Annotated in this window: 33 protein-coding genes and 12 tRNA genes; 41 read left to right on the forward strand and 4 right to left on the reverse strand. The window is 39.3% G+C overall.

The features are described 5' to 3' along the window. Position 1 precedes the first annotated feature (1 nt). Genes lepB through IHV11_RS19990 form a run of 3 tightly spaced genes read left to right on the forward strand, consistent with a single transcriptional unit; the run spans position 2 to position 1,491 of the window. Entirely contained in the window at positions 2–559 is a 558-nt protein-coding gene (gene lepB / locus IHV11_RS19980) for a signal peptidase I (RefSeq protein ID WP_197134340.1), read from the forward strand. 51 nt (positions 560–610) lie between these two features. Continuing rightward, positions 611–1,108: a DNA-3-methyladenine glycosylase I gene (locus tag IHV11_RS19985; protein ID WP_197196012.1), complete on the forward strand. Its 498-nt coding sequence runs from the start codon at positions 611–613 to the stop codon at positions 1,106–1,108. A 44-nt stretch (positions 1,109–1,152) separates the two neighbouring features. Next, complete coding sequence (locus IHV11_RS19990; protein ID WP_370568723.1) at positions 1,153–1,491, forward strand: L,D-transpeptidase; 339 nt, start codon at positions 1,153–1,155, stop codon at positions 1,489–1,491. Positions 1,492–1,525: 34 nt separating this feature from the next. Here IHV11_RS19990 and IHV11_RS19995 read toward each other — a convergent pair whose 3' ends face one another. Together IHV11_RS19995 and IHV11_RS20000 are read right to left on the reverse strand one after the other, a co-directional pair. Then, positions 1,526–1,807, reverse strand: a complete 282-nt coding sequence (locus tag IHV11_RS19995) for a hypothetical protein (RefSeq protein WP_197196013.1) — start codon at positions 1,805–1,807, stop codon at positions 1,526–1,528. A gap of 19 nt (positions 1,808–1,826) precedes the next feature. Continuing rightward, positions 1,827–3,080, reverse strand: coding sequence for a helix-turn-helix domain-containing protein (locus tag IHV11_RS20000; protein WP_197196014.1), 1,254 nt, complete (start codon positions 3,078–3,080; stop codon positions 1,827–1,829). 224 nt (positions 3,081–3,304) lie between these two features. Between IHV11_RS20000 and IHV11_RS20005 the strand changes: the two genes are divergently transcribed. The 11 genes from IHV11_RS20005 (at position 3,305) to IHV11_RS20055 (ending at position 11,609) form a co-directional block, all read left to right on the forward strand. Next, positions 3,305–4,207: a hypothetical protein gene (locus tag IHV11_RS20005; RefSeq protein ID WP_197196015.1), complete on the forward strand. Its 903-nt coding sequence runs from the start codon at positions 3,305–3,307 to the stop codon at positions 4,205–4,207. A 100-nt stretch (positions 4,208–4,307) separates the two neighbouring features. Continuing rightward, complete coding sequence (locus IHV11_RS20010) at positions 4,308–4,718, forward strand: NUDIX hydrolase (protein WP_370568721.1); 411 nt, start codon at positions 4,308–4,310, stop codon at positions 4,716–4,718. A 47-nt stretch (positions 4,719–4,765) separates the two neighbouring features. Next, positions 4,766–5,065, forward strand: coding sequence for a hypothetical protein (locus tag IHV11_RS20015; protein ID WP_197196017.1), 300 nt, complete (start codon positions 4,766–4,768; stop codon positions 5,063–5,065). A gap of 32 nt (positions 5,066–5,097) precedes the next feature. Next, positions 5,098–6,033 (forward strand): magnesium transporter CorA family protein, encoded by a 936-nt coding sequence (locus tag IHV11_RS20020; RefSeq protein WP_197196018.1) that lies wholly within the window; start codon positions 5,098–5,100, stop codon positions 6,031–6,033. Between the two features lie 186 nt (positions 6,034–6,219). Next, positions 6,220–7,422 carry a D-alanyl-D-alanine carboxypeptidase family protein gene (locus IHV11_RS20025; RefSeq protein ID WP_197196019.1) on the forward strand — a complete coding sequence of 401 codons (1,203 nt, stop codon included), beginning with the start codon at positions 6,220–6,222 and terminating at the stop codon, positions 7,420–7,422. A gap of 146 nt (positions 7,423–7,568) precedes the next feature. After that, positions 7,569–8,672, forward strand: coding sequence for an HD-GYP domain-containing protein (locus IHV11_RS20030; RefSeq protein ID WP_197196020.1), 1,104 nt, complete (start codon positions 7,569–7,571; stop codon positions 8,670–8,672). 52 nt (positions 8,673–8,724) lie between these two features. Beyond that, positions 8,725–9,207: a DinB family protein gene (locus IHV11_RS20035; protein ID WP_197196021.1), complete on the forward strand. Its 483-nt coding sequence runs from the start codon at positions 8,725–8,727 to the stop codon at positions 9,205–9,207. Between the two features lie 280 nt (positions 9,208–9,487). Next, positions 9,488–9,793 (forward strand): antibiotic biosynthesis monooxygenase family protein, encoded by a 306-nt coding sequence (locus IHV11_RS20040; RefSeq protein ID WP_144704740.1) that lies wholly within the window; start codon positions 9,488–9,490, stop codon positions 9,791–9,793. Further along, the gene (locus IHV11_RS20045) at positions 9,790–10,170 is read left to right on the forward strand and encodes a hypothetical protein (RefSeq protein ID WP_197196022.1); all 381 of its coding nucleotides are present in this window, start codon (positions 9,790–9,792) and stop codon (positions 10,168–10,170) included. The genes IHV11_RS20040 and IHV11_RS20045 overlap by 4 nt, the downstream gene beginning before the upstream one ends. Before the next feature lie 21 nt (positions 10,171–10,191). Beyond that, a complete protein-coding gene (locus tag IHV11_RS20050) occupies positions 10,192–10,842 on the forward strand; it encodes a cobalamin B12-binding domain-containing protein (RefSeq protein WP_197196023.1) in 651 nt (216 codons plus the stop codon). Next, positions 10,839–11,609 (forward strand): STAS domain-containing protein, encoded by a 771-nt coding sequence (locus tag IHV11_RS20055; RefSeq protein ID WP_197192185.1) that lies wholly within the window; start codon positions 10,839–10,841, stop codon positions 11,607–11,609. Before IHV11_RS20050 ends, IHV11_RS20055 begins: the two co-directional genes overlap by 4 nt. A gap of 16 nt (positions 11,610–11,625) precedes the next feature. Here IHV11_RS20055 and IHV11_RS20060 read toward each other — a convergent pair whose 3' ends face one another. Beyond that, a complete protein-coding gene (locus IHV11_RS20060) occupies positions 11,626–12,231 on the reverse strand; it encodes a rhomboid family intramembrane serine protease (RefSeq protein WP_197134367.1) in 606 nt (201 codons plus the stop codon). A gap of 231 nt (positions 12,232–12,462) precedes the next feature. On the opposite strand from IHV11_RS20060, the gene acpS reads away from it, so the two are divergent. From acpS to IHV11_RS20130, 14 genes are all read left to right on the forward strand, one after another. Further along, on the forward strand, positions 12,463–12,822 hold the full coding sequence (gene acpS / locus IHV11_RS20065; protein WP_197196024.1) for a holo-ACP synthase: 360 nt from the start codon (positions 12,463–12,465) through the stop codon (positions 12,820–12,822). A 126-nt stretch (positions 12,823–12,948) separates the two neighbouring features. Continuing rightward, complete coding sequence (locus IHV11_RS20070) at positions 12,949–13,956, forward strand: LolA family protein (protein WP_197196025.1); 1,008 nt, start codon at positions 12,949–12,951, stop codon at positions 13,954–13,956. A 287-nt stretch (positions 13,957–14,243) separates the two neighbouring features. Beyond that, the gene (gene alr / locus IHV11_RS20075; RefSeq protein WP_197196026.1) at positions 14,244–15,416 is read left to right on the forward strand and encodes an alanine racemase; all 1,173 of its coding nucleotides are present in this window, start codon (positions 14,244–14,246) and stop codon (positions 15,414–15,416) included. 141 nt (positions 15,417–15,557) lie between these two features. After that, the gene (locus IHV11_RS20080; protein WP_066390801.1) at positions 15,558–15,839 is read left to right on the forward strand and encodes a CopG family ribbon-helix-helix protein; all 282 of its coding nucleotides are present in this window, start codon (positions 15,558–15,560) and stop codon (positions 15,837–15,839) included. Between the two features lie 3 nt (positions 15,840–15,842). Next, positions 15,843–16,193, forward strand: a complete 351-nt coding sequence (locus IHV11_RS20085; protein WP_066239453.1) for a type II toxin-antitoxin system PemK/MazF family toxin — start codon at positions 15,843–15,845, stop codon at positions 16,191–16,193. A 401-nt stretch (positions 16,194–16,594) separates the two neighbouring features. Further along, positions 16,595–17,413, forward strand: coding sequence for an STAS domain-containing protein (locus tag IHV11_RS21430; RefSeq protein ID WP_305069371.1), 819 nt, complete (start codon positions 16,595–16,597; stop codon positions 17,411–17,413). 17 nt (positions 17,414–17,430) lie between these two features. Beyond that, entirely contained in the window at positions 17,431–17,787 is a 357-nt protein-coding gene (locus IHV11_RS20095; protein ID WP_066239455.1) for an STAS domain-containing protein, read from the forward strand. A 2-nt stretch (positions 17,788–17,789) separates the two neighbouring features. Then, positions 17,790–18,191, forward strand: a complete 402-nt coding sequence (locus IHV11_RS20100) for an anti-sigma regulatory factor (protein ID WP_197196027.1) — start codon at positions 17,790–17,792, stop codon at positions 18,189–18,191. Between the two features lie 11 nt (positions 18,192–18,202). After that, positions 18,203–19,210, forward strand: a complete 1,008-nt coding sequence (locus IHV11_RS20105; RefSeq protein ID WP_197134378.1) for a PP2C family protein-serine/threonine phosphatase — start codon at positions 18,203–18,205, stop codon at positions 19,208–19,210. Positions 19,211–19,273: 63 nt separating this feature from the next. Then, positions 19,274–19,606, forward strand: a complete 333-nt coding sequence (locus IHV11_RS20110) for an STAS domain-containing protein (protein ID WP_191755225.1) — start codon at positions 19,274–19,276, stop codon at positions 19,604–19,606. After that, positions 19,603–20,091 carry an anti-sigma B factor RsbW gene (rsbW, locus tag IHV11_RS20115; protein WP_197134381.1) on the forward strand — a complete coding sequence of 163 codons (489 nt, stop codon included), beginning with the start codon at positions 19,603–19,605 and terminating at the stop codon, positions 20,089–20,091. Before IHV11_RS20110 ends, rsbW begins: the two co-directional genes overlap by 4 nt. Beyond that, positions 20,057–20,848, forward strand: a complete 792-nt coding sequence (gene sigB, locus IHV11_RS20120; protein WP_066390807.1) for an RNA polymerase sigma factor SigB — start codon at positions 20,057–20,059, stop codon at positions 20,846–20,848. The genes rsbW and sigB overlap by 35 nt, the downstream gene beginning before the upstream one ends. After that, positions 20,845–21,456: a SpoIIE family protein phosphatase gene (locus IHV11_RS20125; protein WP_197196028.1), complete on the forward strand. Its 612-nt coding sequence runs from the start codon at positions 20,845–20,847 to the stop codon at positions 21,454–21,456. Before sigB ends, IHV11_RS20125 begins: the two co-directional genes overlap by 4 nt. 458 nt (positions 21,457–21,914) lie before the next feature. Further along, positions 21,915–24,044, forward strand: a complete 2,130-nt coding sequence (locus IHV11_RS20130; protein ID WP_197196031.1) for a Tex family protein — start codon at positions 21,915–21,917, stop codon at positions 24,042–24,044. A gap of 36 nt (positions 24,045–24,080) precedes the next feature. Here IHV11_RS20130 and cmpA read toward each other — a convergent pair whose 3' ends face one another. Then, on the reverse strand, positions 24,081–24,203 hold the full coding sequence (gene cmpA, locus IHV11_RS20135; RefSeq protein WP_197192189.1) for a cortex morphogenetic protein CmpA: 123 nt from the start codon (positions 24,201–24,203) through the stop codon (positions 24,081–24,083). Between the two features lie 99 nt (positions 24,204–24,302). Here cmpA and IHV11_RS20140 point away from each other — a divergent pair, with 99 nt between their 5' ends. The 13 genes from IHV11_RS20140 (at position 24,303) to IHV11_RS20200 (ending at position 26,107) form a co-directional block, all read left to right on the forward strand. Then, entirely contained in the window at positions 24,303–24,761 is a 459-nt protein-coding gene (locus IHV11_RS20140) for a SprT family protein (RefSeq protein WP_197192190.1), read from the forward strand. A 176-nt stretch (positions 24,762–24,937) separates the two neighbouring features. Continuing rightward, positions 24,938–25,012: transfer RNA gene (locus IHV11_RS20145), tRNA-Asn, on the forward strand. Positions 25,013–25,015: 3 nt separating this feature from the next. Then, positions 25,016–25,106: transfer RNA gene (locus IHV11_RS20150), tRNA-Ser, on the forward strand. A 3-nt stretch (positions 25,107–25,109) separates the two neighbouring features. Beyond that, positions 25,110–25,184: transfer RNA gene (locus IHV11_RS20155), tRNA-Glu, on the forward strand. 34 nt (positions 25,185–25,218) lie between these two features. Continuing rightward, positions 25,219–25,294 (forward strand) — tRNA-Asp (locus IHV11_RS20160). Positions 25,295–25,309: 15 nt separating this feature from the next. After that, a tRNA-Gln gene (locus IHV11_RS20165) sits at positions 25,310–25,384 on the forward strand. Positions 25,385–25,426: 42 nt separating this feature from the next. After that, positions 25,427–25,502 (forward strand) — tRNA-Lys (locus IHV11_RS20170). Positions 25,503–25,517: 15 nt separating this feature from the next. Continuing rightward, positions 25,518–25,601: transfer RNA gene (locus IHV11_RS20175), tRNA-Leu, on the forward strand. Between the two features lie 52 nt (positions 25,602–25,653). Next, a tRNA-Leu gene (locus IHV11_RS20180) sits at positions 25,654–25,739 on the forward strand. A 35-nt stretch (positions 25,740–25,774) separates the two neighbouring features. Then, a tRNA-Arg gene (locus tag IHV11_RS20185) sits at positions 25,775–25,851 on the forward strand. Between the two features lie 10 nt (positions 25,852–25,861). After that, positions 25,862–25,938 (forward strand) — tRNA-Pro (locus IHV11_RS20190). Positions 25,939–25,945: 7 nt separating this feature from the next. Beyond that, positions 25,946–26,019, forward strand: a tRNA-Gly gene (locus tag IHV11_RS20195). Positions 26,020–26,030: 11 nt separating this feature from the next. Next, a tRNA-Ile gene (locus IHV11_RS20200) sits at positions 26,031–26,107 on the forward strand. The last annotated feature ends 100 nt before the right edge of the window (positions 26,108–26,207 follow it).

The following is a 26,207-nucleotide window of genomic DNA, read 5'->3' on the forward strand; positions in this document are numbered from 1 at the left end:
TATGATAGAACAAGAAAAAGAAACAAAGCAAAAAAGTGAATGGGTTAGCTGGTTAAAGGCGATTGGATTTGCTTTAGTCTTTGTATTTATCACAAAAGCCTATTTTTTTGCTCCATATATGGTAGAAGGTGCATCTATGTCACCTACTCTTCACGACCAAGAAAAGCTGTATGTTAATAAAATTGTTTATGCGTTTTCTGAGCCCCAAAAAGGCGATATTGTTATCATCAAAGGTGACGATAAGCGGTACGTAAAACGAGTGATAGGTTTAGAAGGTGACGTTATTCAAATGAAGAGTGACAGCCTTTATGTAAATAATAAAAAAGTGAAAGAGTCTTATCTTCAAGAAAATAAATCTGAAGCGAAAAGCTTAGGGGTGTACCTAACGGAGGATTTTGGTCCACTGAAAGTCCCAAAAGGGAAAGTTTTCGTAATGGGCGACAACCGTCTTAATAGTATGGATTCACGAAACGGGCTAGGTTTGATCGAAACGAAAGCAATCGAAGGTCGTTCTGAAGTCGTCATCTACCCTTTTTCAGAAATGCGTGCAACCCAATAACAAAAGTGCAGCCAGGCTGCGCTTTTTATTTTTATAAAAGGAGTATGTGAGATGAACCGATGCAAGTGGAGTGAAGAAAGTGAGATGCTGCAACAGTATCATGATAACGAATGGGGTCAGTTTGTGGTTGGGGACAATGCCTTATTCGAATGCTTAACACTAGAGCTGTTTCAATCTGGCTTAAGCTGGAAGACCATTCTTCACAAAAGAGAGAACTTCAGGCAAGCCTTTGCGCAGTTTGAGGTAGAAAAGGTCATGCAGTTTGGGGAAAAAGAGATTGAAGCACTACTAAATGATGCTGGGATTGTCAGGCATAGAAAAAAAATTGAAGCGACGATTGAAAACGCGAAGAGAGTTCATGCATTAATAAAAGAGTTTGGCAGTTTTGAAGAGTTTTTAAAACATTTGCCACATGAAACAGCAGAAAAACAAAAAGTGTTGAGAAAAACCTTTAAGCACGTTGGCTTAACAACGGCAGAAAGCTTTTTAGAAGCTACAGGGAGGATACAAGCCTCCCATAGTGAGCAATGCTTCATGGTAACCGAATAGAGTCATTTCATAGTTGTCCTGCATAAGCTAAAGCGGGAGGTATGATGATGCCTTATGAGATCTATATTTCAACAACAAGAAAAAGACTAGCCCTCGTAAAAGATGGGAAAGTAATCAAACGTTATCCGATCGGCGTAGGAAAAATGCTAACACCTACACCGACCGGAACCTATACCATAATTAATAAAGCGCCAAATCCAGGTGGACCGTATGGAGTCATGTGGATGGGACTCTCACGTCCTCACTACGGCATACATGGCACAGATACACCATCATCCATCGGCAAAAACGTATCCAAAGGATGTGTGCGGATGCATAATAATCATGTTTTGGAATTATCGCAGATAGTACCTATTGGGACGAAGGTGGTTATAAGGGCATAAAAAAACCCCAGTAATGGGGTTTTTAAAATTCGTATCAAATATTTAATTTAAAACTTCTAATAGTAGGACTGTCATCAAATGATAAATTAAATTTATTCCTAATCGTAGGGCTGTCATCAAATGCTAAAATTGAATTACTTCTAATAGTTGGGGAATCATCGAATGCAAATCTAAATGATTTTCTTATTGTGGGAGAATCATCAAAAGCAATCTTCACCTTATTTATTCTTGGCGAATCATCAAAAGTTAGAGTTGAGCTCACGTTAGATGAGAGAAGCAAACCCAATGCTAGTGTTAATGCCACTAGTTTTTTCATTTATTTTTCCTCCTATTTATTAAACAATATTTTTCCTTGCGTTATTCGCAATTCGATAATAATTACTAGCTCTTTTATATAAAGATTGGTCAAAATATACGTCAGCTAATAGTTCAGAGTATTTTGCAACATATTCCCAATTACTTCTGTTTTCAAAAAAACTTATGACATCTTTACTTATTAAGGTTTCAAAGTTCTCATCGTATTTTCCGCTAATCTGATATTGAAGGACTCTTAGATGGTAGTAAACCTCTAAATCGTTATTTGAATACTCATATCCTTCTTCAAGATATTCTTCAGCACGTTTATAATCTTTTAGTTTTAAATATTCTGTAGCAAGTAAAAATAAGGTTAATGCTTTTCTTTTCTGTGTTTGACTATTTCTATATTCCAAACTCTTCTTAAAATAATCTATTGCTTTTAAATGTTCATTTTTACAAGATGTTACATACCCTAAATTATGATATATAACTCCGCTCATAAAATCGTCTTTAAAGGATTTAGAATACTTTAGAGCATTATTTAAGTGGTACTCTGCTAAATCATAATTCTTTGCTCGTCTATAGCTAATTGCTAATAGGACCTGGCAATCAGCGCTTCTACTATAGTTGTATTCTTTATCAAAAATTGAAATTGCCTTAAAAGCATAAGTTGTTACAGAGTTTATTCTCATTAAGAAATTATAGGTAAGTGCCAATAAGTAATATAATATAGCAATCTCTGTTTCTATAATATTTAAACTCTTGCTTAATTCACCTTCTGCTAATTTAAGGAATTGAAGCGCGTCATTGTATTTTTCACTATAATTATAATACATACCTTGCAGTAGGAAATAATTAAAGATTTGATCAGGAGTTAGTTGGTCAAAAACCTTTTTGACTTTTTCAAGTTCTAAGTTTGCTTTGTCTAGTTCGGGTAAATCTTTAACCATATAATACTTAGCTAGATAAAGGTTAAAAGTTATCATTATCTCTGGGTGTGTAACATGGTCAATTTTATTTTCAACTTGAGGAAAAAATTCTATCGCTTCCTCAAACTGCCGATTTACCATCATCATATTCCACTCATTCAACATCTCAAGGATCTTGCTTTCGTCTACTTCCTCCGGCGAAATACCTAGACGTTCGCAAAGCAGATTAATGACTTCTTCGCTTGATTTGGCGTCCCCTTTCTCAATTTTACTCAAGTATGAGACAGAGCAAATTCCCTGTGCCAGCTCTTCCTGGGTTAGGCCTTTGGTTTTTCTATAATATCTTATTCGTTGACCGACCATAAAATCCCCCTTTCAGAACTTGGGAAAATTGTCATGCAAGACCCCCACTAAACAAGTATCTATCCTACCATTTTTCCCAATACAGAATAAATGGAATGTCTGATAAGATAAATATAACAGAAAATACAAAGTTTTTGCTAGAAATTGATAATTTTGAAAAGAACGTTTTACATAAATCCTATGTCAGCACCGAGCCGGCGTCAAATTTGAAGGGAGAGAGTACTATGGCTAAAATGTATCAATTATCATCACGAACTGCAGAGAAGAATCAATCGCTGTATGTCTCACGTGATCCTGAAGTGGCCGGAAATATAGTAAGAAATGAGGAAGGCGCTTTTGCCTACTCCGAAGTATTCATGGACAAACAGAAGAATTACTGGTTCTCCAAAAAGGTAGATGATCAGTCAAGGGACCACAAGCTCTTCATCTTTGACCATAAAAACGGCTGCTTGAAATCTCAAATTATTAAAGGACAACCCAACTTTTATGAATTCGAATCAAGTGTTGTAGTCGCTTGTGAAGGTGATGGTTCAAAAGGCTCAGTCTTAATCTTTTCTAAAGATGGCCCTGAGTTAGTAAAAGAGTGGAAAGTGAATGGCTTCCTGTGGGAAGTAGAGATGAACCAAGATGTTCTCTACATTTCTTCCTATATTGTTGAAGAAGATCAAGCGGTTCTCTACATCATCCGTAACGGGAAGAAAAAGCGTATAAATCTAGGAAGTAACATGGCTCCTACTGATATTTTATGTCATGAAGATCTTGTATACGTTTCAGGTGCTCCCGTTCTAAACGGGGACCCAAAGAAGATCATGGTGTTGAATGACAAAGATAAAGTGGTTACAGAATATAAGCTATCCATCTCTCCCCGAGCTCTTTATCAAGTAGACGATCAACTTTTAGTCTACGAATTGGATCTTGCAACGGGAAAGAGCGAGCGAATCGTATACATCGATATGAAGACAGGTGAACAAAAAGAGCATGATATTCCACATTCGAAGATCGTTGAATGTACGGATGATTCTCTGTCTTTGTTAGAACAAAACAGCAAGACGCTATACACGTGGGATCATTGCAAATGTTGCATTGTGAACACTCAAAAAGTAGCTGAACAAACTAAAGTCATATAGTTTAGTAATTTAACGTCATATAATTGTAGAAAAGTCCTGGCATTCAAGCGCAGGACTTTTTTTTCATGTCCAGAAAATAGCTGTATAAGGGGGAATGGCTATGAAGTGGGAAGGTGCAAGTTGTATTTGTGTGAACGATGGAAAGTTATTGATGGTTTTACAAGGAGCAGCAGATGAGGAGAAGACGTGGAGTGTTCCTTCTGGAGGTAGAGAAGGCAACGAGAGTCTCGAGGAATGCGGCATTCGTGAAGTGTGGGAAGAAACGGGTTATGTCGTAAAAGTTGTTAGAAAGCTACATATTAAAGAAGGAATCTCTCAAAACATCCATTTTAACGTTCACTATTTTTTAACAGATCTAGTGAGTGGTTCTTCGGTCATTCAAGATCCGGATGGTTTAATACACGATATAAGCTGGGTATCCTTGAAAGAGTTAGAGACGCTTACCTTATCCTTTCCAGAAGACCGAGAACTTTTACAAAGCTATCTGGCACCAACTAAAGAAATAATATAGTGTTTGTTCACATTTTTATAAGGGAACTCTAATGGAGGAGGATGACAGTGAAACCGATATTCGCAGAAAAGGAAGACCTTAACCGTTTGTTGGAATGGTGTAGTGACGCTCCAGAATATCAGAAGAAACTTTCTCAATATTTAGAGGATCGTGATGATACAAGCGTTGTGATAGTAGAAGAACATGAAATATTAGCCATTGCATTGTTAAAGGTACAGGTAACCGAAAAGAAAGGTTATATCTGGATTTATTCAAAGAATAAAGATGTGCAGAATCATCCTGATATCATGCAATTCTCACTAAACTGGTTAAGAAGAAAAGGTGCAAAAGAATATAACGTTATCTAAAAGCGATCATTATATAAAGGATGGATCATTCTATGGAAGAAACAAGTGTTTATAGTTGGAAGTGGCATCGTCATGTGTGTCATGAAGAAACAATTCATGACTTGATAGCAGATACGAAAGGCTGTAAAAATTGGCTGCGTAACATTAAAGAAGATAGAGTCAACTATCTAAGAATTGAAAGAGACAGTGACGGTGATCAAATTGTTCGTGGGTCACTTACGTATAAACAAGATCCGGAGAATCAATCTGATTTTAAAGTTTTTCATTTTTATATACGTCCCAAATCCTTAATAACAGTAGGCTTAGACCTTTCAAGTATCCAAGGGGATCACCGTGATTCTTGTGATCATATGATTCTGGAAGAAAAGACACCTGTGGAAGGTTTTTTAATATTACTGGGTGAATTAATTAATCACTTTTTGGACGGTATTGACGCTCTGGAAATTAAGCTCAAGGAGCTGCAGCGTGATGTTCAAAGAAACAATCATACCAACCTATTGAACAGCATCTATGATCGACGAATCGAGCTTATTAACTGGAGTGACTTAACACTTCCGGTTCATGAAACGCAGATGGCCATTAAGGAAGCATTTCTCGATGATATTACAGAAACACGAGCGTATAAGCGAATTGAAACTAGGATCGATCGAACAACTTCGCTTCTTTCTCATTACAGACAGGACATCGATACTTTGTTAAACCTTGAAGAAGTTCTTTCTTCTCATCGAGGAAATGAAATAATGAAAACATTAACTGTTTTTACCGTTATTTTCACTCCCGGAATGGTTCTAGGGGCAGTCTGGGGTATGAACTTTAAGAATATGCCAGAGCTTGATTGGAAATTTGGTTACCTTTACGCTATGATTTCAATCGTTGTCTCCACATTAGCTATCTATATTTGGCTTAGAATGAAGGGTTGGACAGGAGATTTATTAAAAGGAAAGAAAAGTAGAAAACATTTTGACTAAATAAACTAAAAATATGAACGATATATAAAAGGAAACAGGCGGATTTTGTCGAACGGTATCAATTGATAAAACGCCTGTTTTTTTATGGCGAATATTACTAGATTTCATTTTGATTTCAACCATAAAAGAAACGAAACAAACAACGAAGAGATATGAAGATTAAATGACTAACGGGAGCGGAAATAAATGAAAAAACTTAGCCTAATTCTTGTTTTTTCACTGGTTATGCTTGTGAATACGCAGTTTGTACAAGCAACGGGGGAGAACACACCAGAAATTAAAAGCGAAAGCGCTGTAATGATCGATGCGAAAACAGGGGATATTTTATATCAAAAAAATAGCTCAGAACAAATGTATCCAGCAAGTATTACGAAAATCATTACAGGGATTCTGGCTATAGAATCAGGCAAGTTGGATGATTCTGTTGTCGTGAGCAGTGATGCTGTGAGAGCTGAGGGGACGCGTGTCTATTTGATGGAAGACGAGCAAGTACCTTTGAGAAAGCTTGTTCAAGGCCTTCTGATCAACTCGGGTAATGATGCAGCTGTTGCGATTGCAGAATACTTGGCAGGGGATGTCGATTCATTCGCTGACCAAATGAACACGTTTGCGAAAAAAGTGGGAGCAGAAAACACTCATTTTGTTAATCCAAACGGACTTTTTGATGAGGAACATTATACAACAGCCGAAGATATGGCGAAGATTACGCAATACGCAATGAAGAATGAAGAATTCCGAGAGATCGTATCTACAAAAGAATTGCCTTGGGTCGGAGAAGGCTGGGAAACCACGTTAAGGAATCACCATCAGCTTTTATGGGATTATCCGGGTACGATTGGTGTTAAGAACGGCTATGTTGATGAATCCAAGCACACTTTAGTTACAGCTGTTTCACGCGATAACCTAGACGTTATCATCGTTACACTAAAAGCTCCTACAAGTCGGGCGGCTTATTGGGATACGATGGCGCTTGGTGATTATGGATTTGCAAACTTCGAAAGACAAACTCTGCCTAGTGGTACAAAGATTGAAGCGTTAAACGGAGAAACGTATCCGTTAAAAGAGGACCTGTCCGTTACCTTGCGAAAAGGAGAAGAACCGGTTCAGGATGTGAGTTCAGATGGAGAGCTTCAACTAAAAGATTCTAATGGAAATGTTCTACTCACGCATACCTTGTTTAAAGAGAAGGAAAAAGAAGCTACGGCGACGATCGATAACAAATCTGTCGAGGAAGTAGATTCAACGTTTATGCAATCTGTTGTAAAGACCGGAATTTTCTTATACAGCGGATTACTGCTATTACTCGCATTTCTAGTTATATTAAGAATGAGAAGCCAAAAACATAAACATAAAAAAATGAGACAAGTTGCTCGCAGTTACGTAAAATAAAACCGTCGTTTGGCGGTTTTTTTGCTTGCATAAAAATAGACATGATGAAGCAAACATGTTTTAAATACGAACAAACTATAGGATAAAGAGCTTTTATAGTATATAATTACATTAAATTACAAAATTCGACAATTGGAGTTTCATTCATGATACGTAATATTAAGCTAGCACAGCTATTTATTGTGGGGAGTGCCTTCATTCAGGCTCTCCATCATTTTTTTATAGAACCAATCGATAATTTCTATCCATTTCTATTCTTATTTTTAATCGGGTTTCTTCCTGCTTGGGGAGTCAACCGCATACAAGAACCATACACAAAATTGGCTTTTATTTTGTGCAGTATATATGTCGTTTCGATTTCCTACTTTTTCGTTACATATCCGATCGTGCAGGCCGCATACTTCTTTTTGCCTGTATCTGCGCTACTTTTAAATGATAAGAGGCTATATTATGTTTCAAGTATAGGTGGATTGAGTTCATATCTCTTGTTATCGAACGAACCACTGAAAGACTATCTGGCGTTTATTTCGATCTATGTAATTTTCTGTTCACTTCTGTTCATGGCTCAACGAATCGTTTATCAGTCCGTTGCAGAAAAAGAAGCGATTCAGCAAGGTGTAAAAGCATTCTCGTTAGCTGTTGAAGCGAAAGATGTTTATACTCAAGGTCATTCAAAGAGAGTAGCGCTTTATGCCATGATTCTTGCCAAACATGGTCAATTTAAAAATGTAGAATGGCAAGAGCTTGAGTTGACTGCTCTCATTCATGATATCGGAAAGATTTCAACGCCAGATGCCGTGCTTTTGAAGAAAGGAAAATTAACACAAGAAGAGTACGAAATTATGAAAAAGCATCCTGTTGATGGGATGATGCTAGCAAAATCTTTCGGATACTCGGACCGTGTTTTAACAGGAATTCTTCATCATCATGAAAGATACGATGGTCTAGGCTATCCACACCGTTTAAAAGGGAAGGATATACCGATCTATTCTCGTATCTTAGCCGTTGCTGATTCTTTTGACGCGATGACGAGTAACCGTGCGTATCGTCAAGGTATGACGCCTTGGGAAGCAAAGAAAGAGATCGAGAATCAATCAGGAAAAATGTACGATCCATTTATCGTGGAAGTCTTTATGCGAGCTTATTACGATATGCTTTTGATCTGTGAAGACCACTCTGAGAATATTTTGATGAGCAACTCCGCACATAATGAGATAGCTTCTGGATTAAACGGAGGAAAAGACGCTTGAGACGAAGAAGATAATACGAGTAGTTATTATACATAGCAGGAGGAAAGAAGATATGAATGCAACGGCTTCCTTAACAGAAACATTACTCGAAGAATTGTATGTTGTGGTTCGAACGACCAATCAATTATTAAAAAAAGCAGATCCTTCTGTTTACAATTTTCGCCCTGTTGATAACATGCGCTCTTTTTTAGAATTAGCTAATCATTTGGTTCAGATTCCTCATATCGATTTAGCGATTTTACAGGAAAAATCAGAGCAAGACATTCGGCAGCTTGAAAAGAAGTTATCTGCAGAAAATGTTACTGAATTAACTCATGTATTAGAAGAAGGTTATCATCTGGCGAAGTCATATTTCCTATCTCTTTCCGAAGACGATTTTTTGAAGAAAGAAACAAAGGCCTTTTATGCTGAGAAGGGTGCTACTCAGGCAAAATGGCTGGTGGAAATTGTCACTCATAGCTATCATCATCGTGGTCAGTTGTTTACTTATTTAAAACAGACCGATCACGATGTGAATATGTTTGATCTTTACTAAAGTAAAAAACCAAAGGATAGAACCAACTCACGATCGTGAGGGTTCTATCCTTTTTTCTATGTTCAAAAGTTTGAAAAAAAATTACTGTTTTAGGGCCTAATTCTCCTGTTGCATTTTTACTTAAATTCGACTTCTGTGCATATTTCCTGTAATATGAGTGGTTCAAATTTAAAAGGTGTTCCTAGTTAAAATAGCTAGCAGGAAAAATATAGTCTTTATTGAATCTTTTATGAGATAAACATTTTGTGTCGTTTAAATACATCCAAGAGGTGATGTTTCCATGTATACCGTTTTCTCTACGTTTGATGTTCCAAACGAAAAAGCAGACGAAGTAATAAATATATATAAGAACCGTTCTAGATCAGTAGATAACGCCGATGGCTTTGTTGACTTCTTGTTGCTTCAGAACGATAAGCGCGCAGGTGAGCTGACCGTTCAACTCATATTTACGTCAAAGGAAGCTTACTTAAAATGGGTAAGAAGTGAGGAGTTTAAGAAGATTCATGATTTAGAAAAGAAGTATCCCGATCAAGAATTAGCAGCTGTCATTCCCACTGTTAAGCAATATAAGGTGGTTGCCAAATGACGGAATTTAACATAAATGATATGGTAGAAAGAATAACAGAAAAAATTTACCAAAAAGATCCTTCTCTTGTCGAAAGATATGGTGACAAGGGGAGAGTGAAGTGCATCGAAGATAATCACCATCACTTTAAGCACTTAGAAACGGCATACGAACTTGATAATAGTTCATTCTTTACGGATTATGCCATTTGGCTAGATGGTATTCTGCAAAAGTTTGGAATGAGCACACAGCTTTTAATGGACAATTTTGATTTAATTATAGAGGTTCTTTTAGAAGAGAAGGAAAAGCAAAGAATAGAAAATACCCGTGTCGGTATTTATATCGGATATTTGAAACAAGCAAACGATATTTTGCGTAGTAAAGTTGAATCACACTAAATTAAAGGAGAGGTCCCATCCATGGCTATTTCAGAAGCTGAAAAACTGGCTCGTCTGTTTTTAGAAGGTAATCATGTTGAGGCATTACGTTTTATTAAACAGCAGCCTGACCAAAATCGAATGGTTTTGTTTCGAGACCTATTTACTCCTGCAATGTATATGATTGGAGACCTCTGGGAAAACAATGAGATTTCAGTCGCTGATGAACATTTAGCGACGGGAGTCTGTGATTTTGTACTTTCCAGATTATTTCAAGTATCAGCAGATGAAACACCAGGTAAAAAGAAAGCCATGTTTTTGTGCTTGCAAGGTGAACAGCATTATCTTGGAATTAAAATGATCAACAGTATTTTTGAAGAAAAAGGCTGGGAAACGAAATACTATGGAGCAAGCTTGCCGCTGGAATATGCTTTGAAATCTGCACTGCAATGGAAGCCAGAAGTTATCGGCTTATCCGTTTCCATCGTATACAACCTTCCTGTGTTAAAGAATTATGTTCGGTCGTTAGCCGCGCTGCCGAATAAACCTGATATCTTAGTAGGCGGACGACTAACAGAAAAATACGATTTAGAACCATATGTAAATAATCAGGGAATCATTATAAAGAACCTTAAACAGGCAGAAAAATGGCTGGATGAATATACCCAAGAGAGGATCAATGCCTACAAATGAGCAGTGTCTTACCTGTACCGTACGTAAAGATAGATAAGCATGGAGTTATTCACGATCGATCCTCAAAAGCCATTGAAATGTTGGACTTGCAGGCTGAAACAATTCGGGATTGTTTTGATGAAGAAAGTCATAACAAGCTAATGAAGTTTATGATGCCGTTTGAAGGCGAAAAGACATTTGAAGCAAACATAAAAGCGAGAAATCAACCGTTCTTGCTGTGCGACATCTCTATTTGTTGGGAAGGCGAATTCGCGCACATTGTTTTTATTCCAATCGGGAAACACGTCCAAGGGCTTGAAGAAAAACTTTTAGAACTTAGACTCAGGTTATCTTCTACAGATTTTGAGTTATTCGAAAAGAAAGAAGCGTTAGAAGATGCAATGAAACGTCTTGATGAATTGTCTGGACCGTTCATTCCGATCTCAGAAAAGATGGCGTTTGTTCCCTTGTTTGGTGATGTGAATGAGAGCAAGATGATCACCGTAACAGGTAATGCTTTGAAAGCCGCGTACGAAGGTCAATTTGAAGAGATTTTCTTCGATCTATCGGCAACAGGAGAAATTGATGAGGGTGGCGTGCAAAAATTAAGCGAGCTTTTCCGCATGCTTCAATACATGAATGGGAAACCAGTAAAAATCATTGGAGTAAAGCCTAAACATGCTAGGCAGTTGAACGCTTTGGATGTGGATTGGCCTGTCTATTTTGAAACTTCATTAAAAGATGTCTTGATCGAGCATCTTCAAATAGGAAAAGCACCTCAAACGTGATGAGGTGCTTTTTGTGTTACCATCGTTTTTTCTTGCGATGAAGGGAAGCAAAAATGATTGGAGCAAGAGCAGCCCCACCGATTAAACCGAACAGGTGACCCATCACGTTGATCCGTGCATTCATAAACGTGGTGACTAAGCTAATTCCCAATACAACGAGAAGAATTTGTGTGTTGGCTTGATCAATATATTGACGGTGGTTATATAGCATGTATACGTAAATACCGAACAAACCGAAAATAGCTCCAGATGCACCGATATGAGCGTAAGAAAGTGGGAGCAGCAGTAAAGTAGCAATATTTGCAATTAATCCAGCACCTACATACCCGATAATAAATCGTGCTTTTCCAAGGATTCCTTCAAGTGCAGGACCGAACAAAACAAGTGAGAACGAGTTGAAGATCAGATGACCTGCAGCTTCGTGCGTTACAATAGGGGTAAATAAACGCCAATACTCTCCAGCGGTGATGTAATAGTTTGATCCCACCATAAAATGATACAAAGAGGTAGAAAAAGGGGTAAAATTAATAAGAAGAAACACGATTATATGTGCAGCAACTAAAAAAGTAACAATTGGATAGCGCCTGATAAAGGTCTGAAAGCTTTCATCTCTTATAAACATGGAAATAGTATCACCCTTTTTATATAAAGTGTAGGCTGTTTTTTCGTTGAGTGGAGTTAAAGCCTGCCCCGCAGGAAGAACGCGAAGCACATGAAACGAAATCATCTTCATGCAAGAAAAACAAACTTTTTAAAAACAGCCCGAATTTAAACATATTTATTCATCTTCCTTAAGTTTACCATGTGATGGTAGATAGGGCGAAAGATATAGCTGTAAAGGAGCTTTTATTTAATGATTGTAGGAACAGGCATCGATATTATCGAACTAAAACGAATCAAACAGGTGGTTTCCCATCAACCTCGTTTTCCGGAGCGTGTGTTAACGCCGTTCGAACAAAAAAGGTTTCAGTCTTTAAATGGGAACAGAAGATTTGAATATCTTGCGGGACGATTTGCAGCAAAAGAAGCAATGGCTAAAGCGCTCGGTGTTGGAATCGGCGCTGAACTTTCGTGGCAGGACATGGAAATTAAATCAGATGAAAAAGGTAAGCCATTTCTTACATCCCCTTACCCATATTTATGCCATCTCTCTATCTCTCATACGAAAGAATACGCGATTGCACAAGTGGTTTTAGAAAGCTCGTCAAGCTAGTCTGCATATTGTCCAGGGTTGTCTCATATATTGTAATGCGGTAGAAGGGGTAGTCCTTTGCAAGTTGCAGAGAGTTGGTCCCCCTTCAATGTCGAAATTACTTTGGGACAAAGGGGATGGCAAAAAATGAAGAAAACACTGTCAATGATGTTGACGGCGTTCATGATCGTATTGGTTCTGTCGGCATGTGGTGCACAAAGCCAGAACGATGTTTTAGATTCCTTAGAAGAAAGAATGGAATCCATGACAGGCTACAAAGCTGAAGCCAAGATGACATTGAGCACAGGAGAGAAACCACTGACTTACGATTTAGAAATTTGGCATAAGAAGCCCGATTTTTATCGAGTCAGCTTAAAAAATGCTGAAAAAGATCAAAGTCAGATGATACTGCGTAACAAAGATGGAGTTTTCGTTCTTACGCCAGCTCTTAATAAAAGTTTCCGATTCCAGAGTGACTGGCCAGAAAACAACAGCCAAGTATATTTGTTCCAATCACTCATTTCGGACATCTTGAACGATACGGACAGAGGATTTAAATCAAAAGAGAAAAGCTATGTTTTCCATACAAAAACTAATTACCAAAACAAAAATCTATATCAGCAGGAGATTACACTAAATAAAGATCTTGATCCACAACAAGTGCGAATTATGGATCAAGACCAAAAAGAGCTTGTAAGACTGGATTTCTCAAAAGTTAAGTTTAACGCAAAATTTGATAAGAACGCTTTTGATATGGAATCAAACATGAGTAGTGCTCAATTTGAAGTACCTACATTCTCTGGTGCTGGAGAAGAGTTCGAGGTGCTGTATCCGACTTATACAGCTAACATGAACATCGTAAATGAAAGAGAAGTCGCAGAAGGCGAAGATGATTCCAAAGTGGTATTAAACTATGCTGATGAAGATAAATCTTTTACATTAATGCAGCAGAAAAACACAGCTGTTGAAACAGCTTCACGTCTCACGATGTCTAGTGGTGAACCCGTTGATCTAGGTTTTACTGTTGGCGCGATGACAGATCAATCGATTACATGGAATTTTAACGGTGTGGATTACTTGCTTGTCTCTAATAACCTCGGTGAAGAAGAGTTGATGGCGATTGCCCGCTCAGTGAGCGGAGAGGCGATTAAATAATTACTACATTATATATACTAATAGAAAACAGGCTGGCGATGATGCTAGCCTGTTTTTATTTGATTGTAAGGTATTAGAGGTAGCGGCGAGTGTTTACTTTGTCGAGGATTGTAGATTCGTGGATAAAGTGGCAAAACTTTTGGACTGAGAACAAAAACTCGTTGATAAACTCTCAAAACTTTTTGATTGTACATACATATTTGTGGATTGAAGCGTTAGGATGCTTACATAAATCACACTAAGAGGGTAAAATAGAAGGCAGCAATCTAAACAGGGAGGCAAACATCATGGATAAACATCATTATTATCGAGACACGTGGGCGGAAATTGACTTAGACAAGATCAGTCAAAATGTAGAATCATTTAAGAAACATCTCCCTGATCAAAAAATTATGGCTGTAGTAAAAGCAAATGGTTATGGCCATGGCGCTTTTCAAATTGCAGAAGAAGCTTTGAAGTCAGGAGCAGAGTGGCTTGCTGTAGCGATGCTCGATGAAGGATTAGCTTTACGTAAACAAGGAATCTCAGCACCGATTTTAGTTATGAACCGGGTAAGACCCGAATATGCTAATCTTGCGGCAGAAAATGAATTAAGCCTTACCGTCTTTCAAAAAGAATGGCTGATTGATGCGGAACCACATGTTAAAGACACAAATCACCGTGTGAAAGTTCATCTGAAGATCGACACCGGTATGGGGCGAGTAGGGTTTAGAGAAGAAAGTGAGTTGCGAGAAGTAGCGAACTTCATCAAACAATCATCTACGTTTGAAGCAGAAGGTGTCTTTACCCATTTTGCAACAGCAGACGAATGGGAATCAGAACTTTTTGAGAAACAGAGAAAGAGCTTTATTAAATATATAGACTTGCTTAACACATGTGGATTGAATCCAGCTCTCTTTCACAGTGCCAATAGCGCTGCGGCTCTTAGAAAAGTAGAAGGGCCTTTCAATCTGGTTCGACTCGGAATTAGTATGTACGGATTGGCACCATCTAACGAATTAAAACAAGACTTGCCTTTTCCGCTAGAAGAGGCGTTCAGTCTGCACTCTCAGCTCATTCATGTTAAAAAACTGATGCCTGGGGATACTGTAAGCTATGGAGCTACTTATACAGCAACAAAAGAGGAGTGGGTAGGTACACTTCCAATCGGCTATGCGGACGGCTGGCAAAGAAGATTTTCCCCAGGAGCTTCGGTACTCATTAAAGGGGAACGAATGCCGATCATCGGCAGAATCTGTATGGATCAATGTATGGTTAGGCTGCCAAAGAGACTAGATGTTGGTGAAGTTGCTACTTTAATAGGAAATCAGCAGTCAGAGAGAATAGAAATGGATGAGATCGCGCGTATCGCAAATACGATAAATTATGAAATTCCGTGCCTCATTTCCGCTCGAGTGCCGAGAGTTTATACGAAAAAGGGTCGAATTTTAGAAAATATGAATGTAATTCTAAATTTTTAGCAGAATATTAGAAGGACTATTAAAAATTTTGTAGAATAAATACTTTGAAATCGCTTTGCAAATGGATTATTGAAGTGATAAGATTAAATGTGGTTAAAAGGAATTTGATCGTAGTATAGCTTTGCGCTGGAGGTGTATGTTGTGTCCGAATTGAACACAAAACGAATAGTGATTAGTCTTCCTCAGAAATTACTAAGTGAGGTAGATCGCGTCATAAAAAAAGAAAATTTGGACCGCAGCGAATTTATCCATCAAGCTACTGAGATGTTTCTTCGTGAGCGGAAGAATAAGCGTCAGTTTCGTGATGAGATGAAACAAGGTTACATGGAAATGGCTAAGATCAATCTAACGATTGCTTCAGAAGCATTTATGTTAGAGGAGGAAGCCGATCATACCTTGGACCGCTTAGTTAGCGGGGTGTAGTCCTTGATAGTCAAACGCGGAGACGTTTACTTTGCAGATCTTTCACCGGTAGTTGGATCAGAACAAGGCGGAATTCGTCCTGTACTGATTATACAGAATGATATCGGGAACCGTTTTAGCCCTACTGTTATCGTTGCAGCAATCACAGCTCAAATTCAGAAAGCTAAACTTCCAACACACGTTGAAATAGATTCAAAAAAATACGGCTTTGAACGGGATTCAGTTATTTTGCTTGAACAGATCAGGACGATTGACAAGCAAAGATTAACAGATAAAATAACACAACTGGATGAAGACATGATGCGCAGGGTAGACGACGCATTGCAGATCAGTACTGGTCTGGTTGATTTTTAATTTTATAACATCATTTAGGAAACTGTCTGACGGGGATGTCTGGCGGTTTTTTATTTTTTTACTGAAGTTAAAAGGATAGTTGGAACACTAGGTACAATTTTCCTATTATGCACAAATAGTTCATAAGGTGTTTAGAGCGTTATCAGGTATTTTAATGAAAGAAGATGAAAGTTAAGTTTTAAGGTTCATATTACTCATTCTCTGACCCAGCAAGGAATGAACCCCTTTTAATGGGAACAAGTATACGAATACTATTTAAATATTTTTGTAAAAAAATACATGTTTAGCTTTTTGAATCTTGGGTTATATATCCAAAGCTAGTAAAAGAGTAAACATTGCACAATATATTCAGAAGTGAAATAATAGAATTGAGACTACATGTAGTGGGGGTGCAAGAAAAATTGGACAACTTGATTGTACAGATGATCAATGAAAATCAAGAAACCCTAAAAAATAATTGGCTTAAAGAAGTTAAGCTTTTTAAAGAAAAAGAACTGGTTGGAACAACTTTAAAATTTAGTGAAGAAACGGACCAACAGTTTTTTGCTATGTTGATTAAGCACATTAATTTTCACGATATTTCTAAAGACGGAACACTTGATGATTTTTTTGATCAAGTTCTTCATACAGGTTTACCATTAAGTTATTTAACACAAGGACTTCAAGCGGCACGCCGTGTCGTTTTAAATCTTTTAGTTGAAACGGAAAACGACAAAGAGAAGGTGTCGGCTGTATACCGTGAGATCGATCGCTGGTTAGATCCGATTCTAAATCGCGTTGTTGAAAACTCCTCTCAGATTTGGGAGAGAACCGTATCCGTTCAAAAAACGGCATTATTAGAGCTTTCTGCTCCATTAATCCCAGTGTTCAAAAATATCAGTGTTATGCCTCTTATCGGATCGATTGATACAGAGCGTGCAAAGCTGATCATGGAAAACCTTTTAAACGGAGTGATCAAGTATCGCTCGGAAGTGGTGTTGATCGATATTACGGGAGTACCGGTCGTTGATACGATGGTTGCTCATCATATTATTCAAGCAGCAGATGCTGTGCGTTTATTAGGTTCTACGTGTATCCTAGTAGGAATACGTCCTGAAATTGCACAAACGATTGTAAGCTTAGGAATTGATCTAAGTCTGTTCCCGACGAAAAGTACGCTTCAAAAGGGTATGGAAAACGCTCTGGAAATCACAAATCAGCAGTTAATTAGCAATAAATAGGGAGTGAGAGTAAAAAAATGAGAATTCCTATTTTAAAATTGCACGAATATTTATTGATCACCATTCAAGTAGAGATGGATGATCAGACAGCTCTTCAATTTCAAGAAGACTTACTAAATAAAATTCACGATACAGGTGCGAAAGGAGTTGTTATTGACCTAACGTCAGTAGACATGATCGACTCCTTTATAGCTAAGGTTCTTGGAGATGTAGTGAGGATGTCAAAATTAATGGGAGCTCAAGTTGTATTAACAGGAATACAACCGGCAGTTGCTATTACTTTAATTGACCTTGGAATTTCAATGAGGGAAGTTTCGACAGCACTTGACTTAGAACAGGGGCTTGATAAATTGCGTCTGGAACTGGAGGGATGACTATGGACATCCAATCCTGTGTGGAAGTACGCAACGAGTGGGACATCGTAAGTGCCCGTCAACTTGGAAGAAACATGGCGAAAGAGTTAGGTTTCGGAAACGTTGATCAAGCAAGAATAACAACAGCGATATCTGAACTCGCCCGTAATATCTACTTATATGCGGGACGAGGTAAGATTTGCATTGAACCAATCGATCAAATAGGAAGAAAAGGACTGCGAATCGTAGCCTTAGATAATGGTCCTGGAATTCGAGAGATCCGAAAAGTTATGGAAGATGGATATACCACTTCTGGCGGATTAGGAGCTGGGTTACCAGGCGTGAAGCGTTTAATGGATGAATTCTCAATCGAATCCACAGTTGATGTGGGAACGGAGATATCAGCTACTAAATGGCTTCGTTAGGAGGAGAGCTCTTGACTGCAAAAGACGCACTAACGGAACGTTACCAAGATTTATTATCGGTCTATCTAAAAGCTAAAACAGAGACGACCCTCTATAAAGGGCAACAATTCAGCAGGAAGTTATTAGAACAGCAGATATCACCAGAAGATCTTGTCAGTTTACACATTCAAGTGATGGATCAGCTGTTTCCGGATATGTCTGAAGAAATGAGAGATTCTTTTGACTTTCTGCTCGAAGCGATGATCGGCTACGGATTTGCTTATCGCGAGCATCAAAGCTTACGTGATAAGCAGCAACAGCTTGAATCAGAGATTGAAGTTGCCGCAAGTATGCAGCAAACGTTACTGCTCAGTGATGTCCCAGGGTTTGACCAGTTGGACATAGGGGTTGTCAGTGTTCCGGCGAAAAAAATGAACGGTGATTATTATAATTTTGTTAAGAGCGGCAACAGTTTAAGTGTCGCGGTAGCAGACATCATCGGTAAAGGCATACCCGCTGCACTGTGTATGTCTATGATTAAATACGCGATGGATAGTTTGCCTGAAGAACAGATGAAGCCTCATCTGCTTTTAGAAAACTTAAATCGTGTTGTGGAACAAAACGTTCATAGCAACATGTTCATCACCATGTTTCATGGGGTATATGAACCAGAGAGTCATAAGTTTTACTATGCGGGTGCTGGTCATGAACCAGGCTTTTTCTATCACGCTAAGGAAGATGAGTTTCAGGACTTGATCGCAAAAGGTCTTGTACTCGGTGTATCCAGAACAACCACCTACCATCCTTACGAAAAGATGATAGAAGTGGGAGACATGGTGATCCTTCTGTCAGACGGAGTGACTGAGTGCAGAACGAGCAAAGGATTCATCGAAAGAGAAGAAGTTGTTTCTCTTATTCGTAAATATATGGATCTGCCCTCTCAAAAGATTGTTGAGAATGTATTTCAGGAGCTTGATCGCCTTCAAGGCTTTGAGCTCAGAGATGATTTTACTTTAATTATTTTAAAACGACTGGTTTAATCAGTATTTGATTAGGGTAAAGGTACCTTATATGGTTCCATACAAAGCTTGGGGGGAAATAAAATGAATTTGCAAATAAATCAAGATCAAATAAATGAAACATACGAATTAAAGCTAACAGGAGAAGTCGATGCTTATACGGCTCCTAAGTTAAAAGAAGTGATGCTTCCGTTAACAGAGACAAAAGGAAACATCGTAATTGTAGATCTTTCTGGTATTGAATATATGGACAGCACAGGGCTAGGTATTTTCGTGGGAGCATTAAAATCTTCCAAAGCAAATAGCAGCTCTTTAAAATTAAGAGGCATGACAGAACGCGTTAAGCGCATTTTTGAAATTACTGGATTAACAGAAGTAATGGATATTGAAAGTGGAGTAAAGGGGGAGGCGCTATGAGAACAGCGTCCGACTATATAGAAATGAAGGTCCCTGCAAAACCGGATTATGTGGGCGTCGTCAGGCTAACGATTTCAGGCTTGGCAAACCGCATGGGTTTTGCGTTTGACGAAATTGAAGATATCAAGATTGCAGTATCAGAAGCTGTGACTAACGTTGTAAATCATGCCTATACTGATACTGATGAAGACAAAGGCCAAGTTCGTATTGGCTGTAATATATATGATGACCGCATGGAAATTACGGTTGTCGACCAAGGAAAAAGCTTTGACGTCGAATCTATCTCAAAAAATCTTGGCCCTGTAGATGGTAAATCAGTTGATCAACTGCATGAGGGAGGTTTAGGCCTCTTTCTGATAGACACATTAATGGACAAGGTAGAAATAAGCAGTGAAGCCGGTGTCGTTGTAATGATGACGAAGTATCTTCACAGAGATGAGGTGGAGGAACATGTCGACAGAATCTCACCAGCGCCTTCACAGTAAAGAACAAGTCTATGCTTGGATTGATGAACTGCAGCAAGACCCGAAGAATGAAGAGATTCAGACTAACCTTGTGTTGCAGTATCAAGACTTAGTTCATTCACTAGCTCGGAAGTTTTCTAAAGGCAAAAGTATCCATGACGATTTAGTACAAGTCGGTATGATCGGATTGCTTGCCGCTTTTAGAAGGTACGACAAAACGTTCGGAAGATCATTTGAATCATTTGCTGTTCCAACAATCGTTGGGGAGATCAAACGTTTTATCCGTGATAAAACATGGAGTGTCCACGTACCTCGTCGAATTAAGGAACTAGGACCAAGAATCAAGAAAGCCGTGGAAGAACTAACTACGCGTTTACAGAGATCACCGAAAATCTTTGAAATTGCAGAGTATCTAGAAGTTTCTGAAGAAGAAGTTCTAGAGACGATGGAGATGGGCAAAAGTTATCAAGCTCTATCCGTGGATAGTTCTATTGAAGCTGATCAAGAAGGAAGTACGGTTACATTACTCGATCTAGTTGGTTCCAATGATGTTGGTTTTGATCAGATTGATAAAAGGATGCTTTTGGAGAAAGCTTTTGCTGTCCTTTCTGAACGCGAACGCGAAATTCTTCAATGTACGTATTTCGAGAATTTAAGCCAAAAGGAAACGGGAGAACGTTTAGATATCTCTCAAATGCATGTGTCACGACTTCAACGACGAGCACTTGAAAAGCTAAAAGAAGCGTTGCGTGTATCACCTTCGGAGGCTCTTAGATGATCGAACACTATCAGTTTAGCAAGGCATCTGTTTCCTCTTATCAAAAACCGAAAAAGGGAAATGATCTTTGCGGAGATAGTTTTTATGTGAAAGAAACGGAAGATTATTTGATATGTGCAGTAGCAGATGGTCTAGGAAGCGGCAAGATGGCTAAAGAAGCTTCTGGGGCCGCTACTGAAATTATCGATCGAAATCATCATGAAACTGTCGAGGGGTTAATGCATCTTTGTAATGAAGGGCTAAGACATACTCGTGGGGCAGTGATTGCCATCGTTAAAGTCGATTATCATAATCACACAGCTACTTATTCAGGAGTTGGTAACATCCGTTTTATGATCTCTGCTGAAAGACAAAGGGCGATACACCCTTTACCGAAAGTCGGATTTCTTGCAGGAAAGCCTGAAAAGTTTAAAGTACAAGACTTTAAATTCGAGAAAGAGTTAACTCTGATGCTTTATTCCGATGGTATGGATATTCATACACAAAGCCGTTCGTTGTTAACGAAAATGATATCACCAAAAGAGTCTATCCTCTATATTAGTGGATTACCTCAAGACATTAATGACGATGCAACTTGTCTCGTCGGACAAATAAATTTGATTTCGTAAACATCACCTTCATTAGTTTGTAGGGTGGTGTTTTTTGTTTTGGATGGATTTTTACTAGAGTATTGCATGGTTTTAACCCTTCTATGCAGGTTGATTGAACTGGAAGATGCGAGACTCCTACGGGACGAGCGGTAAATTCGAAAAGTGGAAGTGGCTCGTCCAGCCCCGACCAGCAAAAGTTAAATGGGCTAGGAAGGCGCACTTTGCCTTCTTGAACGTTTAACTTTTGACCTAGAGGGGCTAGCCACCGTATCTAGACAGGTGGAGACTCCTAATGGCGCGTAGCGGTAGGAGGCTCACCGTTCGCCCCGTGGAAAGCGAGCATCTGAAACGTAAATCAACTACTCACTTGAGTGTAATTTTTACGCCACCACTTCCTTGGTTTATAATAGTACTAATTGATTGAAAAAGGAGTGTTCTTATTGGGACAACCTATTAGTGAACAAGCGTTGAAAACAATGGAAACAGAATTGAACGTAAAAGGAAAACAAATCAACCAGGTTATTGCTCTTTTAGAAGAAGGAAACACGGTCCCGTTTATCGCGCGTTATCGAAAAGAATTAACGGGTGGTTTAGATGAAGTACAGATCAAAGACATTATGGACCGATGGACATATCTGCAAAACTTAGCTGCACGTAAAGAAGAAATCCTTCGTTTAATAGAAGAACAAGGAAAATTGACTGAAGAATTAACAGCAGCAATTGCAAAAGCCCAAAAGCTTCAAGATCTAGAAGATATCTATCGTCCATATAAACAAAAGAGAAGAACGAAAGCGACTGTAGCGAAAGAAAAAGGTCTCGAACCGCTAGCTTTATGGCTGTTAGAGCAAAGAAATGATGACCCACTAACAGAAGCCGCGGCATACATAAATGAAGAAAAAGAAGTGCATTCTGCTGAAGATGCATTGACAGGTGCCAAAGATATCATCGCTGAAATGCTGTCTGACGATGCTGATATGCGAAAATGGATCCGGGAAGACACATTTTCAAAAGGCGAGATCAAAACAGATGGTAAGAACACGGAATTGGATGAGAAGAAAGTGTTCGAAATGTACTACGAATATCAAGAACCCATCCGTAAGATTGTTCCCCATCGTGTTTTGGCCGCTAATCGTGGGGAGAAAGAAAATATTTTAAGAGTAGGTATCGCTGCTCCTTCCGAACTGATCGTTTCAAAGATGGAGAGAAAAGTAGTGAAACGCTCGAGCTCACCAGCTGCACTTTTTATTATAGAAGCGATTGAAGATGCGTATAAACGATTGATTGCACCTTCCATCGAACGAGAAATTCGCGCGGCATTAACCGAACAAGCGGAAGAGCGTGCGATTCATATTTTTTCTGAAAATGTAAGAAGTCTTCTATTACAAGCACCACTAAAAGGAAAAGTTGTTTTAGGAGTTGACCCTGCGTATAGAACGGGTTGCAAACTAGGTGTAGTAGATGAAACCGGGAAAGTGCTTCATATTCAGACGATCTATCCGACACCGCCTCGATCAGAGGTAGAAAAATCAGCAGCAATCGTGAAGAAACTAATCGATCAATATGATATCGAGATCGCTGCAATCGGAAACGGTACGGCATCACGCGAAACAGAACAGTTTATCGCAGAGACGTTAAAGGACTTAGAGAGATCGGTAGCATATGTGATCGTTAACGAAGCGGGAGCGAGTGTATATTCCGCATCCACGGTCGCTCGAGAGGAATTCCCTGACCTTCAAGTTGAAGAAAGAAGCGCGGTATCCATTGCGCGAAGACTTCAAGACCCATTGGCCGAGCTCGTAAAAATCGATCCGAAATCTATCGGAGTTGGCCAGTATCAGCATGATGTTTCTCAAAAAAGACTAGGTGAAGAAATTTCCTTTGTTGTTGAAACCGCGGTTAACCAAGTTGGTGTTAATGTAAATACGGCGTCATCATCTCTTCTACAATACGTATCAGGGTTGTCCAAAACCGTTGCGCAAAATATTATCGTCAAACGAAACGAGGTAGGAAAGTTCAAAAACAGAACAGAACTAAAGAAAATTCCTCGTCTTGGTGCAAAAACGTATGAGCAATGTATCGGGTTTTTACGTGTAGTAGATGGAGATCAACCACTTGATCAGACGGGTATTCACCCAGAGAGCTACCCGGCAACGAAAGCTTTATTGAAGGAACTTGGATTCAAGCCAGCTGATATCGGCTCTGATGCTCTTGCGGAAAAGTTAAAATCACTTTCACTTGAAGCGACATCAGAAAAATTAGATATCGGCGTCCCAACATTAAAGGATATAATCGAAGGGCTCATGAAACCTGGTCGAGATCCTCGTGATGCTTTCTCTGGGCCAGTCCTAAAAACAGATGTTCTTAAGATGGAGGACTTGTCACAAGGAATGGAGCTGCAAGGGACCGTTCGAAACGTTGTAGATTTTGGTGCATTTGTAGATATAGGCGTCAAACAGGACGGGCTTGTTCACATTTCTAAACTTACCGATCGGTTTGTGAAAAATCCGATGGACGTAGTAAGTGTAGGGCAAGTCGTAACGGTATGGGTAGATTCTGTAGATGTAGCGAAACAGCGAATCGCTCTAACGATGATCGCACCTAAATAAAGGATACAACTCAAGATGAAGCACTTCTCCAGTGGATTACTCTTCACCGGAGGAGTGTTTTTTGTTATAAAAGAACCAGCATTGATTAAGTAAGCGGATTTGGTAACGGTCTTTTTGATAATAAGCACGACGGAGCTGTCTTTTAAACCATGTTGGCATATAGAGAACCTCCTTGAACTTCTTCCCAATCCGTTATTTGTGTATTAGTCTATGTATAGGAGCTTGTTGATGTGAACTTGAAATGTAAGGAGCTTGACCATGACGAATGAAGAATTGCAGAAGCTAACTGAGGAAATCTCTATTCAGTTCTTCAAAAAAACATTTCGCCACCAAGCGAGATTTAATAGAAGGCTGCGCACCACAGGAGGACGTTATCTTTTACGGTCCCATGATATAGAGATGAATCCTCATCTATATGAGGCATTCGGTATGGAAGAATTGATTGGGGTCATTAAGCATGAGCTGGTGCACTATCATATGCACATTGAAGGTAGAGGGTATAAACACGGTGATGATGACTTCAAATTTTGGCTTAATAAAGTAGGTGGCTCTCGATTCTGCCAATCCATCCCGGAAAAAAGAAGAACAGAGAGTTATAAATACGCTTATATGTGCACAAACTGTATGCAGTCATATAAGAGGAAAAGGCAAATTGATACGAAAAGATATGTGTGTGGAAAGTGTAGGGGGAAATTAAAACAGGTTTCTTTAAAATAGGGTGTTGACTTCGATATTAAGTATGTGGTAATTTAATAAAGTCGCTGTTAGACATACCTATTACATAGCATTTAAAAGCAGGTATACTAAAGCGAAAGCGGCTCAGAAAAAACTTCTAAAACTAGTTGACATCTGAGGCGAAAACGATTATGATATTAATTGTCCTTAAAAGACATTCCACAGTAGCTCAGTGGTAGAGCTATCGGCTGTTAACCGATCGGTCGTAGGTTCGAGTCCTACCTGTGGAGCCATACAGAGAAGTACCCAAGTGGCTCAAGGGGCGCCCCTGCTAAGGGTGTAGATCGCTAACGCGGTGCGAGGGTTCGAATCCCTTCTTCTCTGCCATGTGGCCCGTTGGTCAAGCGGTTAAGACACCGCCCTTTCACGGCGGTAACACGGGTTCGAATCCCGTACGGGTCACCATATACTTTCATAAAAGTAATACCTATAGATTGATGGACTCGTGGTGTAGTGGTTAACATGCCTGCCTGTCACGCAGGAGATCGCCGGTTCGACCCCGGTCGGGTCCGCCATTATTTCTAAGGTGTTGGGCTATAGCCAAGCGGTAAGGCATCGCACTTTGACTGCGACATGCGTTGGTTCGAATCCAGCTAGCCCAGCCATTTTTTCTTTTTAAGATAAGTGTTTAAAAACACTTCGAGTGAGAGCCATTAGCTCAGTTGGTAGAGCATCTGACTTTTAATCAGAGGGTCGAAGGTTCGAATCCTTCATGGCTCACCATTTTCAAATTAATATGCGGGTGTGGCGGAATTGGCAGACGCGCTAGACTTAGGATCTAGTGTCTTTGACGTGGGGGTTCGAGTCCCTTCACCCGCACCATATTAATTTTTTCTCAATAAGTTGCAGTGCTCATGCGCTGGCATCTAGCCGCGCGGTCGTGGCGGAATGGCAGACGCGCTAGCTTGAGGGGCTAGTGGGGGTATCCCCGTGGAGGTTCGAGTCCTCTCGACCGCACCAACTTTAATTCATAACATAGAATACATTTTAAATATGCGCCCTTAGCTCAGCTGGATAGAGTGTTTGACTACGAATCAAAAGGTCGGGAGTTCGAATCTCTCAGGGCGCGCCATATTTACTTACGGGAAGTGGCTCAGCTTGGTAGAGCACCTGGTTTGGGACCAGGGGGTCGCAGGTTCAAATCCTGTCTTCCCGACCATACTTATGCGGGTGTAGTTTAGTGGTAAAACAAGAGCCTTCCAAGCTCTGGTCGTGAGTTCGATTCTCATCACCCGCTCCATTATTTTTTACGGGCCTATAGCTCAGCTGGTTAGAGCGCACGCCTGATAAGCGTGAGGTCGATGGTTCGAGTCCATTTAGGCCCACCATATGATCGTAAAAATGATCAAAAAAGAATTTCAAAAAAGTGCTTGACTTTATAGCTTCCATTCGGTAAGATAATAAAGCTGTCTCGGAAAAAGACAAGCC

The sequence above is a fragment of the Fictibacillus sp. 26RED30 genome (genome assembly GCF_015903845.1).
Taxonomy (GTDB): domain Bacteria; phylum Bacillota; class Bacilli; order Bacillales; family Fictibacillaceae; genus Fictibacillus; species Fictibacillus phosphorivorans.